23 protein-coding genes are annotated in these 15,622 nt (G+C 51.8%); all 23 read left to right on the top strand.

Annotation, left to right across the window (positions count from 1 at the left end):
* Positions 1–16: 16 nt before the first annotated feature.
* The gene (locus IPG22_17115) at positions 17–211 is read left to right on the top strand and encodes a hypothetical protein (protein ID MBK6590008.1); all 195 of its coding nucleotides are present in this window, start codon (positions 17–19) and stop codon (positions 209–211) included.
* A gap of 315 nt (positions 212–526) precedes the next feature.
* Positions 527–778 carry a zf-TFIIB domain-containing protein gene (locus IPG22_17110; GenBank protein ID MBK6590007.1) on the top strand — a complete coding sequence of 84 codons (252 nt, stop codon included), beginning with the start codon at positions 527–529 and terminating at the stop codon, positions 776–778.
* Positions 778–1,185 (top strand): disulfide bond formation protein B, encoded by a 408-nt coding sequence (locus tag IPG22_17105; protein ID MBK6590006.1) that lies wholly within the window; start codon positions 778–780, stop codon positions 1,183–1,185. Before IPG22_17110 ends, IPG22_17105 begins: the two co-directional genes overlap by 1 nt.
* A 3-nt stretch (positions 1,186–1,188) precedes the next feature.
* A complete protein-coding gene (locus tag IPG22_17100) occupies positions 1,189–1,875 on the top strand; it encodes a thioredoxin domain-containing protein (GenBank protein MBK6590005.1) in 687 nt (228 codons plus the stop codon).
* 809 nt (positions 1,876–2,684) lie between these two features.
* On the top strand, positions 2,685–3,149 hold the full coding sequence (locus IPG22_17095) for an MgtC/SapB family protein (GenBank protein MBK6590004.1): 465 nt from the start codon (positions 2,685–2,687) through the stop codon (positions 3,147–3,149).
* Positions 3,150–3,173: 24 nt separating this feature from the next.
* Entirely contained in the window at positions 3,174–4,070 is an 897-nt protein-coding gene (locus IPG22_17090; GenBank protein ID MBK6590003.1) for a cation transporter, read from the top strand.
* A 156-nt stretch (positions 4,071–4,226) separates the two neighbouring features.
* Complete coding sequence (locus tag IPG22_17085; GenBank protein ID MBK6590002.1) at positions 4,227–4,577, top strand: DUF3703 domain-containing protein; 351 nt, start codon at positions 4,227–4,229, stop codon at positions 4,575–4,577.
* Positions 4,578–4,872: 295 nt separating this feature from the next.
* A complete protein-coding gene (locus IPG22_17080; GenBank protein ID MBK6590001.1) occupies positions 4,873–5,529 on the top strand; it encodes a hypothetical protein in 657 nt (218 codons plus the stop codon).
* Positions 5,530–5,560: 31 nt separating this feature from the next.
* Positions 5,561–7,087 (top strand): TolC family protein, encoded by a 1,527-nt coding sequence (locus IPG22_17075; GenBank protein MBK6590000.1) that lies wholly within the window; start codon positions 5,561–5,563, stop codon positions 7,085–7,087.
* Positions 7,084–7,698: a hypothetical protein gene (locus tag IPG22_17070; protein MBK6589999.1), complete on the top strand. Its 615-nt coding sequence runs from the start codon at positions 7,084–7,086 to the stop codon at positions 7,696–7,698. Before IPG22_17075 ends, IPG22_17070 begins: the two co-directional genes overlap by 4 nt.
* A gap of 110 nt (positions 7,699–7,808) precedes the next feature.
* Positions 7,809–9,692, top strand: coding sequence for an efflux RND transporter periplasmic adaptor subunit (locus IPG22_17065; protein MBK6589998.1), 1,884 nt, complete (start codon positions 7,809–7,811; stop codon positions 9,690–9,692).
* 45 nt (positions 9,693–9,737) lie between these two features.
* The gene (locus tag IPG22_17060) at positions 9,738–10,997 is read left to right on the top strand and encodes a cupredoxin domain-containing protein (protein ID MBK6589997.1); all 1,260 of its coding nucleotides are present in this window, start codon (positions 9,738–9,740) and stop codon (positions 10,995–10,997) included.
* 248 nt (positions 10,998–11,245) lie between these two features.
* Positions 11,246–11,404: a hypothetical protein gene (locus tag IPG22_17055; GenBank protein ID MBK6589996.1), complete on the top strand. Its 159-nt coding sequence runs from the start codon at positions 11,246–11,248 to the stop codon at positions 11,402–11,404.
* On the top strand, positions 11,382–11,600 hold the full coding sequence (locus IPG22_17050; protein ID MBK6589995.1) for a cupredoxin domain-containing protein: 219 nt from the start codon (positions 11,382–11,384) through the stop codon (positions 11,598–11,600). The genes IPG22_17055 and IPG22_17050 overlap by 23 nt, the downstream gene beginning before the upstream one ends.
* Before the next feature lie 129 nt (positions 11,601–11,729).
* Positions 11,730–11,924: a hypothetical protein gene (locus tag IPG22_17045; GenBank protein MBK6589994.1), complete on the top strand. Its 195-nt coding sequence runs from the start codon at positions 11,730–11,732 to the stop codon at positions 11,922–11,924.
* Positions 11,908–12,081, top strand: coding sequence for a DUF305 domain-containing protein (locus tag IPG22_17040; GenBank protein ID MBK6589993.1), 174 nt, complete (start codon positions 11,908–11,910; stop codon positions 12,079–12,081). The genes IPG22_17045 and IPG22_17040 overlap by 17 nt, the downstream gene beginning before the upstream one ends.
* Positions 12,082–12,089: 8 nt before the next feature.
* Positions 12,090–12,302: a DUF305 domain-containing protein gene (locus IPG22_17035; protein MBK6589992.1), complete on the top strand. Its 213-nt coding sequence runs from the start codon at positions 12,090–12,092 to the stop codon at positions 12,300–12,302.
* A 235-nt stretch (positions 12,303–12,537) separates the two neighbouring features.
* On the top strand, positions 12,538–12,726 hold the full coding sequence (locus IPG22_17030; GenBank protein ID MBK6589991.1) for an efflux RND transporter permease subunit: 189 nt from the start codon (positions 12,538–12,540) through the stop codon (positions 12,724–12,726).
* Entirely contained in the window at positions 12,693–12,902 is a 210-nt protein-coding gene (locus tag IPG22_17025) for a hypothetical protein (GenBank protein ID MBK6589990.1), read from the top strand. The genes IPG22_17030 and IPG22_17025 overlap by 34 nt, the downstream gene beginning before the upstream one ends.
* Positions 12,903–12,985: 83 nt before the next feature.
* Complete coding sequence (locus tag IPG22_17020) at positions 12,986–13,276, top strand: efflux RND transporter permease subunit (protein MBK6589989.1); 291 nt, start codon at positions 12,986–12,988, stop codon at positions 13,274–13,276.
* Entirely contained in the window at positions 13,273–13,527 is a 255-nt protein-coding gene (locus tag IPG22_17015) for an efflux RND transporter permease subunit (protein MBK6589988.1), read from the top strand. Before IPG22_17020 ends, IPG22_17015 begins: the two co-directional genes overlap by 4 nt.
* Positions 13,528–13,914: 387 nt before the next feature.
* A complete protein-coding gene (locus IPG22_17010) occupies positions 13,915–14,106 on the top strand; it encodes a hypothetical protein (protein MBK6589987.1) in 192 nt (63 codons plus the stop codon).
* Positions 14,106–14,303: a hypothetical protein gene (locus IPG22_17005; protein MBK6589986.1), complete on the top strand. Its 198-nt coding sequence runs from the start codon at positions 14,106–14,108 to the stop codon at positions 14,301–14,303. Before IPG22_17010 ends, IPG22_17005 begins: the two co-directional genes overlap by 1 nt.
* Positions 14,304–15,622 lie beyond the last annotated feature (1,319 nt).

Below are 15,622 nucleotides of genomic sequence, written 5' to 3'. Positions count from 1 at the left end.
ATAATCGATACGCGAAATGAAACAGAAAAAACAAACAACACCGGGGAGCAGTCGCACCAAACCCGAAGCCAACGATGAACTTCCGGGCATCCATCGTATTAGCCCTGCCGATATCGCGGAGCATTTCGGCAAGCCAGAAGACAAGGCTGACAAGGAGTCCGGTAAAAGCTCTCAAGATAAAGAGCCTTCGGAACGGCAAACTTCCGAATGAACGGCGGAATTTTCATTTGTTCTTTTTGCTTGAATGTCGAGATCAACTCAGTTCTGGTTGGGCCTGATTGTCGCAGTCGTTTTGACCTCGATTCTTTACTTGGCTTCCAAGAAAGGATTACGCAGATTTAGGTTTACCAGGTCCGATACTAAGGCCGCGGGTCTAAATCGCAAAGGGAGTCGGCGGATGTTGGCAGAACAGAGAAAGAAACGGCGGCGAAAGAAAGTACGCTTTTGACCGCAACGGCTGTAAACAGATGCGATAGGAAGCCTGGAGTTGCTGACATACATTTTATTGTGAACAGGAGAAGAAAATATGAATTGTCCAGCATGTGTGAGTGAGAGTTTGGTTATGTCCGAAAGACAGGGCATAGAGATCGATTATTGTTCCAAGTGTCGCGGAGTATGGCTCGACCGGGGCGAATTAGACAAGATAATCGAGCGGTCAGTAGGTGGTGAGCCTGCGAGGGACACCGAACGCGATCAGCGCGGTTATTCCGACCGTGAGGACTCGCGTCACGGCGGGTACAAAAAGCGTAAAGGCTTTCTCTCGGAACTCTTTGACTGATGAACAGATTTCTTGTTTATGCTGCTTGGTTGATTTCGTTGTCGTCTATGGGCGGCAGCTTCTTTTTTAGCGAAGTAATGGAATTGCCGCCGTGCGTGTTGTGTTGGTACCAGCGTATAGCGATGTATCCGCTCGTTTTGATAATCGGTGTAGGAATAATTCTGAACGATCGCAGGATGAAGGCGTACGCCCTGCCGTTCGCCCTCATCGGCCTCGCGATAGCCGTATATCACAACCTGCTTTATTACGGGTTTATCCCCGAGAGCATCACGCCGTGCACGCAGGGTATTTCCTGCACATCGCGCCAGATCGAATGGTTCGGATTTATTACCATCCCATTGATGGCGCTAGTGTCGTTTGTCAGCATCGCCTTATGTTTGCTGTTTTATAGATCAGAGGAAAAATAGCTTATGCGAAAAGAAATCATTATTTTGGCTGCGGTCATACTGGTAGCGATAGTCGCCTTTGTGCTCGGCTCAAACTATTACCGAAGTTCGATTCAAAACAAACCGGTAGCGACTAACAGTAATTCAAACAAAGCCACGGTCAATACCGAAGCTCTCGTTCGACCTGACAGTCCTACTCTCGGCCCGGCTGATGCAAAGGTAACGCTCGTCGAATTCTATGACCCGGAATGCGAAGCCTGTGCCGCGTTTGGGCCGATCGTTAAGAAGATCCTCAACGAGAACGAGGGCAAAGCCCGACTGGTCATGCGATATCTGCCGCTTCATCCAAACTCGATGAAGGCGGCAATTTTCACCGAAGTAGCGGGCGAACAGGGCAAATACTGGCAGGCTCAGGAATTGCTTTTCCAAAAGCAGTCTGAATGGGGCCAGAAACACGGACAGCCCGCCGCGGCGCCATCTGATATTGACGCGTTGTTTGAAAAATATGGGATGGCGTTAGGCATGGATCTGCAAAAAATGAAGACCGCGATGACCCAAAACCAGTACTCGGCCAAGATCGAACGCGACAAAAAAGACGCCCAAGGCCTCGGCATTCGGCAAACACCGACATTCTTCGTCAACGGCCGCCCGCTCGCCCGCTTCGGCGAGCCTGAACTAAGATCCCTCATCGCCGAGGAGATGGCAAAGTAATGACGCATTAAGTTGAAGTTACAGCTGAGCTCATGCGGGTGTATCGCAACTCCAAATACTTTGATGGGTTTCTGAGGAGCAGAAATATGAATAGAACGGCATCATTCTTGTATCGCCGGTCGAGAAAGCAGTTTTGATCCGAAAGAAAGAAAAGCATTGGTAGAGAAGATAATCGAAATTGACCAGTTGCCGCTTTCAGCATCACGACGATCTTCGATATATGCGATCTGAAATATGACAGTTTTAGTTAAGAGTAACCTGCCCATTCCAGCTGAGATAGCCTGGCAGCTAGTGAAGCGAAGTCAGACGCTAGTATTTGTCACACGTGGAATCCTGGGTTTCCGGTCGGGTGATTTTCCAGCGGTCTGGCAGGAAGGACAGTTGGTCACGACCCGATTATACGCTTTTGGACTAGTGCCGCTTTGGATGCACTCTTTGAAGTTTGAGCGAATTGATGATGTCCGAATGGAGCTAGCGACGAGCGAAAGTGGTGGAGTGATCTCAGTCTGGAACCATTTGATCGAGGTCGAAGAAGAATCGTCGGTCAGTTGCAGATATTCGGACAAAGTTGAAATCAAGGCGGGCCTCCTGACGCCATTTGTTTGGTTATTTGCGCAGTTATTCTACAGATTTCGACAGAGACGATGGCGGTTATTGGCGAAGAAAGGAAGCTAGGACAAAAACCTATGGGACAAGGACAGGGACACAAAGTTCGCCGGCCGCTGGGGCTCTATGAACTTTATTCATGCACGTGAACATTTGAGTCAACCTCATTTCCGAAACGCAACAAGGAACGATTAGGAACGAGAATGGACATTTTTTGGCAGGAGCTAACCTATGGATTGCCCGATATGCGGCAGTTGGCGCACGTCGTTATTCGTATGATCGCCGCCGTAATACTCGGTGCGGTCATCGGTTTCGAGCGTGAAAAGGCCGGCAAAGAGGCAGGCTTGCGAACGCACATTCTGGTGGCTCTGGGCACTTGCGTCTTTGTGTTGGCTTGCTCCGGTTACGGGATGTCCTCGGACGGTTTGTCGCGTGTCATTCAGGGAATTGTCACCGGCATCGGCTTTCTCGGCGCGGGTTCGATTCTCAAATTAAATGAAGAACGCGATATTCAAGGATTGACCACGGCAGCCGGAATTTGGATGACCTCAGCCATCGGCGTCACTGTCGGTTTAGGAACGCTCGGCCTGGCATTGATCGCCACGGTTTTAACTGTTGTTATCCTTTCCTTCATTGGGCGGGCTAATCACAAAGCAGAGGAAAAATAAGCCCAAGCGTTATAAGGAGAAATTATGGGAAGCGGACACGCACACGGGGTTTCGGCGGCCGGTAAGAATAAGCGACAACTGACGATCGTCTTTTTCATGACGTTCTTTTACCTCGTCGTCGAGGTGATCGGGGGATTTTGGACCGGAAGTTTGGCGTTGCTCGCCGACGCGGGGCATATGTTGACGGATGTTGCGGGCGTCGGGCTTGCCCTGCTCGCGATCAAGTTTGCCGAGCGGCCCGCTTCGCCCGAGCGCACTTACGGATACTACCGCGTCGAGATACTCGCGGCGCTCACCAATGCCGTTGTGCTGATCTTAATCTCGCTGTACATTCTCTACGAGGCCTACCAGCGGTTTAAAAATCCGCCCGAAGTGGAAAGCGGCTGGATGCTCGGGGTGGCGTCGGTCGGACTGGTGATCAACATCGTGGGCGTCATGATCTTGCGTGCCGGTTCGAAGGAAAGCCTTAACATGAAGGGAGCCTATTTCGAAGTGCTCTCGGACATGCTCACCTCCATCGGCGTGATCATAGCGGGTGTCATCATGCTGACGACAGGTTGGTACTATGCCGACCCGCTTATTTCCGCTGGAATCGGTCTCTTCATCTTGCCGCGAACGTGGATCTTGCTCAAAGATGCGGTCGGCGTTCTCCTCGAAGGCACGCCGTCTGACGTAAATATCGTTAAACTCCGCGAAAGCTTGTCCGCCCTAGAAGGCGTCGCCGAGATTCACGACCTACACGTTTGGTCGCTCACATCGGGGGTAAATGCCCTCAGCGTTCACGCCGTGCTCGCGGACGGCGCTGAACATGACGACGTCCTGACAAGTGTTCATGAGCACTGCGTCGAGGAACTAAAGATCACACAGGTGACAGTGCAGACCGAACGCGAGGGCTTTGCGAGTCACGAGACGCATATTTAAGAACGCAATGGAACAAGAAACAAACTTTTTTCATGTTCTTACGGAGCATCAGCTCATAATTTTCGTAGGTGCGAGTTTGCTGATTATTATCCTGTTATTAGGAATAGGCATTATTTTCAATAAGCGATCAGAGAGACGTTCGAAGGGAGGCTCAAAATGAAACCCGATCAAGTATTGGCAACCGCAATTTCTCAAGAGTTAGCATTGGCTGAATCGCTTGTTGAAAGCGGCGACTTGAATTTAGCCTTTCATCACCTCGAACGCGCTCACGTTCTAGGTCAGGCATCGACCTATCAACACACTTGCATACATTGGCGGATGTTTAAGCTAGCGGTCAGGCAGCGTTCGCCCCGCGAGATATGGGGACAGATCGTTCGACTTATCGGAGCCTCGACAAAAACGCCTTTGGGTATCTATCCGACTGGCAACACCGGCGGGGCGAACGTGTGGTTTTTCAAGTCAATGCCTGTTCCCGAAGACTTAGCAAAGATTCTTATTAGAAAGTGATCTGATTATTCAGATAGGACGACGTGTATGAGATCGCAGAATCCGGCCAAGACTTTGCCGTTTAGTCGACGCCGAACTACCGGTCGAGAATTTCTACGTATGGCATGACCGATCGGTGCTTCACTTTTTGACCGATGAGCACGACCTTCCATTCTTGAAATCAGCTAGCTGGTGTAAACAAGTCCCCCGCCCCGCCGTTGCTGTTTGAAAACAGACAGCTCCTGTCTCTTTTTATACATGGTAGCGGCATCGTCTTCTAGAATACTCCCAGTAAATTCAATAAAGTGCGGAAAAAATGAGTGGCATAGCCATTGCAATTGGTCTCTGGTATATGAAAGGTCAGATCGCGCGATTGTTTGGATTTATCGTTCTGGGTAGCATCCTGTTCACATTTGTCTCGCCTGTTGCGATACTCGCCCATGGCGGTGAGGATCATGGTGACGCGAAGCCAAAGTCCACGGCGAACGCGAAGGGCGTTGTATCCCATTCGACTCGTTTGGGCGAACTCGAGCTAATGGTAAAGCACCCTTCGATGGAGCCGGACACGCCTACGACCGGGGTTCTTTTTATTACGAAATTTGAGACCAATGAACCTTTTAAGCTTGCCGATGCAAAGGTCGAGGTCGAATCGGCGAGCGGTACGGTCTTTAATGCGACGGTTGCGGCTGGCGAACAGGCGGGCACATACAGCGTGACCTTTCCGGCGATGCCGTCCGGCGTTTACAAGATGCGGGCTAACGTCTCGCACGATGGCGAAACCGACACCGCCACTTTTTCCGGAATCGAAGTAAAGCCGCCCGCGGTTACGGCCGAGGGCGGAACGTCTTGGTTCACCCAATTGGTGATCGGCGTTGTCTTTTTGATTGTAATTATTTTGCTTTTCGGGCTTGTGTTTTTCGTGTGGCGTTTCGCCGCTGGCCCCGGAGTTAACGAGGAAGCACTTTCTGCGTAAGATTCTAGCGAACATCGTTTACCGACACTCCATGGGCATAAGGAATATTTTAGCGATCGTAGTTGAGTATTCAGCAAAGCTCGGTTTAGCCGTCCTCCTTTTTGGCAGCTTTCATTCGGCATTGGCCCAGCAAACTGATCCCTCGCCCGTGCCGACTCCGGCACCGTCGCTTCAATACATTGGTCAGGATGGCATGAGTGTCGAGCAGCTTGTAGAGAGCGCGGGCAGCCGTCGGGCGGATCTGCTTGCGGCGCGGCAGCGACTCGTGATCGCCGAAGGACGTCTAGTTCAAGCCGGACTTCGGCCAAATCCGGTCTTTAGTACCGAATTCGGCAGCCCCCGTTTTCTGGGCGGCGAAAGCGAATATGACTTTTCGGCAGGGTTGGCTCAACCTTTCGAGCTTGGAGGGAAACGTGGAAAGCGACGGGCCGTCGCGGAACTTGAGCTCCAACAGGTTCGGGCCGAGGTCGCGGCTATCGAACGGAATATCGCCGTCGAAATTCGCCGGGATTACGCTCGGGCCATATCGGCCGCGCGGCAGCTCGATGTATTGGAAAGACTCCTGGCGGCTGACGCGGAACTGGTTCGGGTGACGGAAGCACGCTTAAATGAGGGCGATGTGGCACCGCTCGACCTGAATTTAGTCAAGGTTGAAAGCGACCGCCTGAAAATTCAAAGAATCGAAGCAAGAAACGAATTGGAAACTGCCTTATTAAGAATTCGAACGCTGATCGGAGCCGATGTCGCTGAACCGATTCGCTTGGCGCCTCAGTCCGACCGGCCGCCGCGCCTCGATCTGGGACTTGGCGAACTTACCCAAAAGGCTCTGAGCGATCGCTCCGACTTACAGGCCGCTCGGATCGGCGAACGCCTTGGAACCGCTAAGCTAAGCTTGGCACGGGCTCAGGCGGCTCCAGATATCACGCCATCAGTGCGTTTTTCGCGTACCAAAGCATTTACCGATCTGCCCGCATCGGCCGGCGGCGGGCGTGCCAATAATTTAGACAACGAGCTGACATTCGGCGTGTCGATAGATCTTCCGGTGTCCAACCGCAACCAAGGCGGAATTGCAGCCGCTGTCGGTGAGCAGGTTCAAGCGGTGCGGACACGGGAATTTTTAGAGGCAACAATACGGCGTGATGTCGCAGTTGCTTACGGCCAGTATCGGGCCGCCGCGGAAAAGCTGGTGTTGTACACAACTCAAATCCTGCCGAGATCTGAGACAAATCTACAGACCGTTCGGGCGGCGTATAATGCCGGCGAGTTTTCGGTGTTCGAGGTCGTTAACGAACAGCGTCGCTTGAATGAGAACGTCACGAATTACAACCGGGTTTTGGAAGAATACTACACGACCCTGACAGCACTCGAGGCAGCAGTCGGTGCGGCCCTGCCGCCATCCGCATTCATGCCGGGATCGACATCGGTCCTTCCCGATACCAGGATAGTGCCGAGACAGTTTACCAGGGAAGAATTTTTGAAGTCGAATAACGAGAATAAAACCGAACGGATCGGTTCGTTAGAGACGACCAAAAGGAAAATAGAAGAGGAGAAAAAATGAAAACACTCATATTCGTAACTTTGATTACCGTGAGCCTATTATCACTAGCGTGTTCGGGCGGAACAACAACGCCTGCTGCCAACACAGCTTCCGCGAATAAAGCGCCTGCGAACGCGAATACAGTAAATAACGCCGCCGCACCAGCAAAAACCGATGAGATTCCGGCCTCCGTCAAGGCGGCACTTCCCGGAGCGCAGACATTTTCGGCCATGCACAAAGAGCTGACCGATGCTCAGATCTCATCTATTGAAAAAGACACGGGCGGGAAAGTCTCCGAAAAAAATCATCATTCCTATCCGGGATTTTCCACTGCGAATGGTACAAAAACGCAGATCGGATCGGTCACGATCGTCAAGGCGGCAGGCAAGGAGATCATAGTTATTTATGAGAACAAGGAAGGGTCGCCGTCAATTAAAGAGATCAAGGCCGAGGGCGTGCCGGCCGGTTTTCTCAGCCAGTTTGCCGGAAAGGGCCATGATGACGATCTGCTGCTAGGGGCTGATATCAAGGCGAACGGTGCGAAGGATGATCTGGCTAAAGCGATCACGGACGCCGTGAGGATCGATGTTTTGTCAATGCAGGCTCTGTACGGTAAGGCACACGCACATTAATGTATAGGTCCATCAAAAACTTAATCCTCAGGGCTCGTTCAGTTTGTCCAAGGGGGAGACGATCTCAGATATCGTTCTTAGCCTCCGTCTGGGTAATCGCGTTAAGTCTCGTGACAGCCTTCGTTGCGAACGGACAAGCTCCTGCAGGGACGGCGGCAGGTGCGATCTCGACGATTACCTCCGAACGGAATGTGAAAAATGACAGCGGCGAGCTGACTGTCATTATGAAACGTCTTCCCGGCGATCCGCGCTCCGGTGAAACTGGACATGTACTTATCTCACTGAGCGAGACGGTTCAGGGCGGGTTCGGGTCGGGGCCGTTGCCGGTCGAAAAGGCCGCCGTCGTGTTTAGCACAACGAGACCTGACGGTGCGGCGGTTGCCGGTAATATCGCGGCGACGGAAGAGCCGGGCGGTTTGTACCGGGGAACTTATGTTTTTGACAGCGCGGGCGACTACAAAATAGTTTTTTCGATAACCACCGACGACAAAAGGACGTTTTCGGCTGATTTCCCTGTCACAGTTTCACGAGCACCGATCCGGACATCTTTTTGGGTCGGTCTTCTGATCCTGCTTCTGCTTTCGGGCGTTTCGTTCGCGGTTGTCTTTTATGCCTTGAAAAGAAAAGGGGATACGTCTTTTCGGCGACTTGCACCGGTAGGTGCGATTGTTCTAACGGTGTTTCTATTGAGCACGGTTGTACTGGCGTATCTTATTCCGCCTTCTCAGACGCGCGAAACGGCTGCGATTCCTCCAGACGCCTTTTCAACTGCAGCGGTTAACGAGTTGTCAAAGGGAACGACGATCACCGTGCCGAAAGAATCGCAGCTACTGTTTGGGATAAAGACTCAGTTGATCGACACGAGACAAATTACGAGCGGTTTGAAAACCACGGGAGTAGTCAGGGCTCGACCGGACGCTAAAGGAGTTGTGACGGCTCAGGTGCCGGGAAGGATCGTTCTTAATCAGGCGGTATCTTTAGGTTCTGCTGTTGGTCGCGGCGAACAGATTGGATACGTCGAACAAGTGCTAGATGTATCGGGACAGACCGGGCTCGAGTCGCAAAGACTGGATGTCGAAGCGCAGCAGCGGGAGGTTGAAGCGCGGAAGTTGGAACTCCGAAATACTGTCCTTTCGCTCCAGTCGCAACAGGCACAGTCACGAGCTGCGGCCGGGCAAGCAAGGACGCGTCTCGCGCAGGCGCAGCGTGAACTTCGAAGATCGCAGAACCTTTTGGAAGTCGGGGCAGTACCGCGAAAACGTGTCGAGGAAGCGCAAACCGCCGTAAGGGTTATCGACGATGAAGTAACTTCGGCCGAGAAGCAGGTCGTTTTATTGGGCGAGCAGATCAAATCCGCCCAGGCCGGACAAAGTATTTTCCGCTCGCCTACGGTCAGGCAGCCCATGCGGAATTTTCCGCTAATATCGCCCATAACGGGAATAATCGACCAGATCAAAGCCACGAGCGGCCAGCAAGTCGCGAGCGGGGCGGAATTACTCAACATCGTCAACTTGTCCACCGTCCTTTTAGAAGCTCAGGTTTTTGAGAAAGACCTCACGACGGTTCGAGAATCCACACGGGCAAGTTTTACATCTTCGGCCCTAGCCGGCGAGGTCTACACAATTGGTACTGCTGACGGTGACGGAAGACTTGTTTCGGTTGGACAAACCGTGAATGAGCAGACCCGAACCGTGCCGGTAATATACGAGGTCAAGAATCCATTCAACCGGCTTAAGGACGGTAATTTTATTGAGATCACGATTGACACCAGCGGAGACCGTAAGGTGCTCGCAGTGCCAAAATCGGCGGTAGTTCGCGAGCTAGGCGAGACTTTTGTGTTCGTCTTTGACGGCGGTGAGACATTCGAGCGGCGTCAAGTCGCACTGGGGGCCGAAGGTGCGGATTTCTACGAGATCGTATCAGGATTGAAAGAGGGCGAGCGGATCGTGATTGAAGGAGTTTATCAGCTTCGCACTACGCAGGCTGGTGAATAGATCAAGATGAGTGATCGCCGAGGAAAATAATCGAGAGAAAGAATAATGACAAAGAAAATGATTTTGGGAACCGTTTTAGTAATTTCATCATTTGGCATTTTTTTAACGGCATGTAATGTCGGGGCAGATTCGCTAGGCGTTAACAACGCAAATGCCGCGAATACGGTTGTCAGCGAAACAAATTCTGCGAATACGACCGCTTCGGATTCGGCCTTTAAGGTTGATTTCAAAACGGAGCCGGGCCAGATTCAGGCCGGTGCTCCGGCAACGCTGGTTTTTACCGTAAAAGACAGTAAGAGCTCGGTCGTGAAGGATCTGCAGATCGTTCATGAAAAGCCAATGCATTTACTGATCGTGTCGAAGGATCTCGCAGAGTTCTATCATGTGCACCCCGAGCCATCCGCAGATGGGTCCTATCGAGTCCAGCACACGTTTCCGAACGGCGGCGATTTCAAACTTTATGCAGACTTCACTCCGCCTAATGCGAAGCAAGTGGTCGAACGCATTGATGTGAAGGTCTCGGGAACTGAAAGGGCAAAGGTCGCTCTCGTTGCGGATACAAAGCTGGAAAAATCGGTTGATGGCGTGAAGGTGACGATGAAGCCGAGTGCGAAGATCGAGGCGGGACAGGAACTGACGCTTGATTTCGCGGTCTTTGACGCGAAAACCGGAAAGCCCGCGACCGATCTGCAAAATTACCTGGGCGAATTGGCGCACTTCGTCATTATCAGCGAAGACCTGGTCGATTTCGTCCATGCACACCCGATGGCAAAGGGCGAAAAGATGGACGGGATGAAGATGGACGGCGATAAGAAGGAAAAAGATCACAACGCCGACGGCCATTCGCACGGGGCAGATTCGAAAGACCCGAAAAAACCAAGTGCTTACGAGGTTTCGGCTCATACCGCGTTCCCACGGGCGGGGCTTTACAAGCTTTGGGCCCAGTTTCAACGTGGCGGGAAGGTTATCAGCGTTCCGTTTATCGTGAATGTTCCGGCAGGTTCGGCTAAACAGGTGAAGGCCGCGAACGTTCCTGCGGGAGCGACGAAGATCACTGTTTCATCTAAAGGCTACGAGCCGTCATCCGTTTCGTTCGTCAAAGGACAACCTGTTAAGTTAGCTTTCTATCGAGCCGATTCGGAGAATTGTGGCGACGAGGTCGTCTTTGCCAAGCAAAAGATACGAAAGAAACTACCCGTCGGCGAGACAGTCCTGGTCGAATTCACGCCAACCGAAGCCGGCGAGATCGCATTCGCCTGCGGGATGGACATGTTGCGAGGAAAGCTGATCGTCGTTGAGCAATGAGAGATGACATCAATTGAACAACTGCTGATGTCAGCTGCAAATTACATGACATCGGACAAGAAATAAGCGATGTCGGGCGTTAGTTAAGAGACATCGGACGGGAAATTAATGATGTCGGACGAGAAATAAGTGACATCGGACGCTAAATAAGCGATGTCTGTGGGCAGAGAAACGACATTAATCGTAGATTAAGCGACGTAAATTGGAAAAGAATTGAGAAAAATTGACGAATATTAGAGGAGATAAATATGAAAAGATCACTGATTGCCCTGTTTTTACTGGTTACCGGCGTGGTTGGCGTCGGGGTTGTTGCGGTGAACGTCGAGGCTCACACCAGAACGGTCAAAATTAGCGTCTCGGAGAAGCGGCTTTTCGCCGTCGTCGATCGACGCCGAGGCGGGACATAAGCTAAATCTTGTGTTTAACCGCGCTGACAAGAACAACTGCGGCAGCAAGGTCGTATTTGCAAAGCTGGGTATTACCAAAAATCTGCCGGTGGGCAAAGATGTTGTCGTTAGCATCACGCCGACCGAGGCGGGACAAATATCATTTGCCTGCGGAATGGGAATGTACAAGGGAAGCATCGTCGTTAGCGAGGGCTGAGACCGCCTAAGTTAAAAGGGGGAAGAAAATGAAAACACTATTGTTAACGGCCACGTTGGGGCTGGCCGCCGTAGGTTTGGCCGCGTGCGGTCAGGCGGGGGCAACTCGAGTTCCATGAATCATAACTCGATGATGAAGAATTCAAATTCATCAATGAATATGAACGGCATGGATTACAATTCAATGCCGATGAACTCGAACATGTCGATGGATCATTCGTCGATGAAAAGCTCGCCGAATGCAGCGAGTCAGCCTTACGATCTGCAGTTTATAGATACGATGACTGCCCATCACAGGGGCCGTCGATATGGCGAAGATGGTTGACGGTAAAACTCAAAATCCCGACATCAAGAAGTTCGCCGCGCAGATCATTGCCGATCAGGAAAAAGAGATCGGTCAGATGAAAGGATGGCGGAGCAGTGGTTCGCGGAAAGCCAGCGGCCATGAACATGGAAATGCCCGGCATGATGGATTCCCATGAATATGGATATGGCGAAGCTTACAAACTCCAAGGAGAAGGAATTTGACCTTGCGTTTATCGACATGATGACTCCGCACCACGAGGGAGCTGTTGCGATGGCGAAAGAAGCGTTGCAGAAGAGCGAAAAGGCAGAGATCAAAACGTTCGCCAGTCAGATTATCAAAGCTCAAGAAGCTGAGATAAAGATGATGAGCGAGTGGAAGGCGAAGTGGAGTAAATAGAAATCCCCGCACCTGATTCAAAATGCTAAATGGTGTTATCAAATGGTCCCTTCAGAACCGGTTGATCGTCGTCGCGATCTCTGCCCTTTGCTTGTCTGGGGCAGTTACGTGGCGTTGAATTTGCCGGTTGATGTCTTTCGGATCTAAATAAACCGACGATCACCGTCCTTACCGAAGCCAACGGCCTTGCACCGGAAGAGGTCGAGACGCAGGTGTCTTTCCGATCGAGACCGTGATGAATGGTGTCCCCGGCGTGTCCCGAGTTCGCTCGGTAAGCGGCGTCGGGTTGTCCATCGTTTACGTTGAGTTTGAATGGGGAACGGATATTTACCGAAACCGGCAGCTTGTTTCGGAAAAGATAACGAAGCTCGCGAGCAGTTGCCGGAAGGAGTGTCACCATTTCTCGCTCCCATCTCGTCAATAATGGGCGAGATCATGCTGATCGCGGTGTCGAGCAAGGACGGAACGACCGACCCTTTAGAACTGCGAACCTTGGCAGACTGGACCATCCGTCCTCGGCTATTGACTATCACCGGGGTTTTCTCAGGTTATTCCCATCGGGGAGGGCGTCAAACAGTATCGGGCTCTTGTTTCACCTGAAAAGCTGAGGCAGTTTGGCATCACCATTGAGGATGTTTCGGTCGCTGGAGAAATCAATATCAACTCCACCGGTGGCTTTGTAGATGCTTAATCGCAGGAGTACTCTTGTTCGGAACCTTGGCAGGTTTTATTCGATCGACGAACTGAAGCAAACGGTTGTTGCGTATCGTAACAACACCCCTATTCGTTTAGGTGATGTAGCCGAAGTACAGTTTGGCGCAAAATTAAGCGGGGGCGAGGCCGGAACGAACGGCAAGCCCGCCGTCATTGTTTCTGTTCAAAAACAGCCCGGGGCAAGCACTCAAGATCTGACAGAACAGGTTGACGAAGCGGTAAAGGAACTGCAAAAGACACTGCCCCCGACGTTGAGATAAACCCTAATCTCTTCCGGCAAGCCAACTTTATCAACGCTTCAATCGGCAATGTTACCGAAGGATTGCGTGACGGTGCGATCCTTGTCGCGATCGTATTGTTTCTGTTTTTGCTGAATTTTTCGCACCACGTTTATAACCTCACGGCAATCCCGCTTTCTTTCATCGTTACCTTTCTTATTCTCTACGCGTTCGGGATCAGTGTTAACAATGACCCTCGGCGGCTTGGCGGTTGCGATCGGCGAGTTGGTTGACGATGCATCGTCGACATTGAGAATATCTTCCGTCGACTCGGCGAAAACCGGAACCTTGAAAATCCGCGTCCTTCTATTGAAGTGATCTATCACGCCTCGCTCGAGGTGCGCTCATCCATCATTTATGCCACGGTGATCGTCGCCTCGTGTTTATTCCGCTTTTCGCCTTATCGGGTGTCGAAGGCAGATTGCTCGCTCCTGGGCCTCGCGTACATTACTGCACTCGTGGCATCTCTGTTCGTAAAGGTTTAACCTTAACGCCCGTCTTGGCGTCGTATCTGTTGCCCCAAACATTTAGGCGAAAAGGAGACAAAGACGGTCGATGGTCCGGTTGAGATCGATCGCGAAGATGAGAATGGTGCCTCCCATTTTCTCGAGAATGTGGCGGTGTTTTCGACCTTCGTCGGCGAGGGAACACCAGGACAGCTTCATAGTTCGCTGGTTAAAAATACGACACGACTTCTACATTGGACGCTCCGTCATCCTTACAAAGTCATCGTCGGGGTGGCTCTAGGTGTTCATCCTGACGATGGCGACTTTCCCGTTTGTTGGCCAAACATCATTCTTGCCGGAGTTTAATGAAGGAACGTACCGTCAATGTTCAGGCCCGCCCGGTACTTCTCTGGCTGAATCCAATCGCATCGGCCAAATTTCCGAGAAACTACTTAGAGGTGCCCGAAGTTATCTCGACCCGGCCGAAGGACGGGAAGGGCCGCCGGAGCTCCGACGAACATGCCGGGAGGGTGTTCACTACACCGAGATCGATGTTGATCTAAAAATCGGTCCGTTCGCGTGAGGAGATCCTTTCGGCGATCCGAGATAAACTCGCGGGTCGTTCCCGGAGTTATCTAACGTAGGGACAGCCGATCTCTCATCGGTTGGATCATTTGCAGTCTGGTGTTAGGCACAGATCGCGTCCGGTTGTTCGGCGACGATGAGGCACTGCGTTCAAAGGCTGAGGAGATTCGCAATACGATCCAAACCGTCAGGAGCAACGGACGTTTCAGTTGAACGACAGGTGCTGATCCCGCAGGTGCGATTTAATGTTGACCGCGTCAAGGCGGCTTAATATGGGCTCGCCGGGCGAGGTTACGCAGACATTGAAACGGCATTGAACGGGCGAACCGTCTCGCAAGCCATTGATGGAGCCCGGCGTTATGACGTGGTGGTTCGTTTTGATGAAGCGTCTCGCAACATAGTCTGGATGTTTCCAAAATGTCACGATCGATACACCGCAGGAACCTGCAAATTCTATTTCGGCGGTGGCTGCCGTTGAGAATTTTCTGGTCCGGAATCCAGATCTTACGCGAAGACACAAAACGCCGAATTGTAATTGAGCAACGTCGCTGGACGTGATCTTTGGCCTCCAGTGACATTCAAAGCCGTAAGCGTCGCAACACAGGTACAACTGCCGACCGGCTACTCTCGAATATGGAGGCAGTTTCAGGCATCGCAGGAGGCTAACAGAACTTTATCCTGCTTTCGATCTTCCTCACTCTGTCGCGATCTTTTTTCCTGATAAAAGCCTTGGCGACTGGCGAGTAGCCCCCAGGTGATGATAAACATCCCCTAGCGTTGATCGGAGCCGTTCGGGCCTTGCAACTCTCGGGAGTATGCGCGTTTTCCATCGCGACGATGGTGGATTCGTCTCTGGTTGGGATCACATCGCGAAACGGGATCATGATGATCTCGCATTATCTGCACTTGATGAAAGAGGAGGGCGAGGATTTTACCTGAACACATGATCGTACGCGGTTCATTGGAAAGGCTCGTCCTCGTCTTGATGACTGGCTCTGACCGCGGGGCTCTCGTTAATACCCTTCATTCTTGCCGAGGCCCCCGGGCAAAGAGATCCCGCATCCACTCGCGGTCGTCGTTTTAGGCGGCATCCCGACCTCGACTCTGCTCGGACCAAATTGTTACGCCGGCAATCTTCAATAAATTCGGACGGCCTGCAGGTGAGCGAGTCATCGCGGAAACGCGCCCAAGCGACAAAGACTTCGGCGAAAATAACGATCTTCCGCCGTTCGGGACGCGGACGCACGATCTTAATTAAAAGGAAAATAGAATATTGATAAGAAAATCAGGCTAACAC

It is taken from the genome of Acidobacteriota bacterium (assembly GCA_016703965.1).
Classification (GTDB): Bacteria; Acidobacteriota; Blastocatellia; order Pyrinomonadales; family Pyrinomonadaceae; genus OLB17.
This window is presented reverse-complemented; position numbering and strand designations above follow the sequence as displayed.

What these genes read in the sequence shown, in the direction of transcription:
- IPG22_17090 (MBK6590003.1), top strand. Translation starts at nt 3,174, where the DNA reads ATGGGAAGCGGACACGCACACGGGGTTTCGGCGGCCGGTAAGAATAAG.
- IPG22_17005 (MBK6589986.1), top strand. Translation starts at nt 14,106, where the DNA reads ATGAAGGAACGTACCGTCAATGTTCAGGCCCGCCCGGTACTTCTCTGG.
- IPG22_17110 (MBK6590007.1), top strand. Translation starts at nt 527, where the DNA reads ATGAATTGTCCAGCATGTGTGAGTGAGAGTTTGGTTATGTCCGAAAGA.
- IPG22_17075 (MBK6590000.1), top strand. Translation starts at nt 5,561, where the DNA reads ATGGGCATAAGGAATATTTTAGCGATCGTAGTTGAGTATTCAGCAAAG.
- IPG22_17060 (MBK6589997.1), top strand. Translation starts at nt 9,738, where the DNA reads ATGACAAAGAAAATGATTTTGGGAACCGTTTTAGTAATTTCATCATTT.
- IPG22_17095 (MBK6590004.1), top strand. Translation starts at nt 2,685, where the DNA reads ATGGACATTTTTTGGCAGGAGCTAACCTATGGATTGCCCGATATGCGG.
- IPG22_17085 (MBK6590002.1), top strand. Translation starts at nt 4,227, where the DNA reads ATGAAACCCGATCAAGTATTGGCAACCGCAATTTCTCAAGAGTTAGCA.
- IPG22_17100 (MBK6590005.1), top strand. Translation starts at nt 1,189, where the DNA reads ATGCGAAAAGAAATCATTATTTTGGCTGCGGTCATACTGGTAGCGATA.
- IPG22_17030 (MBK6589991.1), top strand. Translation starts at nt 12,538, where the DNA reads ATGAATGGTGTCCCCGGCGTGTCCCGAGTTCGCTCGGTAAGCGGCGTC.
- IPG22_17020 (MBK6589989.1), top strand. Translation starts at nt 12,986, where the DNA reads ATGCTTAATCGCAGGAGTACTCTTGTTCGGAACCTTGGCAGGTTTTAT.
- IPG22_17055 (MBK6589996.1), top strand. Translation starts at nt 11,246, where the DNA reads ATGAAAAGATCACTGATTGCCCTGTTTTTACTGGTTACCGGCGTGGTT.
- IPG22_17040 (MBK6589993.1), top strand. Translation starts at nt 11,908, where the DNA reads ATGGCGAAGATGGTTGACGGTAAAACTCAAAATCCCGACATCAAGAAG.
- IPG22_17070 (MBK6589999.1), top strand. Translation starts at nt 7,084, where the DNA reads ATGAAAACACTCATATTCGTAACTTTGATTACCGTGAGCCTATTATCA.
- IPG22_17035 (MBK6589992.1), top strand. Translation starts at nt 12,090, where the DNA reads ATGGCGAAGCTTACAAACTCCAAGGAGAAGGAATTTGACCTTGCGTTT.
- IPG22_17080 (MBK6590001.1), top strand. Translation starts at nt 4,873, where the DNA reads ATGAGTGGCATAGCCATTGCAATTGGTCTCTGGTATATGAAAGGTCAG.
- IPG22_17045 (MBK6589994.1), top strand. Translation starts at nt 11,730, where the DNA reads ATGATGAAGAATTCAAATTCATCAATGAATATGAACGGCATGGATTAC.
- IPG22_17115 (MBK6590008.1), top strand. Translation starts at nt 17, where the DNA reads ATGAAACAGAAAAAACAAACAACACCGGGGAGCAGTCGCACCAAACCC.
- IPG22_17105 (MBK6590006.1), top strand. Translation starts at nt 778, where the DNA reads ATGAACAGATTTCTTGTTTATGCTGCTTGGTTGATTTCGTTGTCGTCT.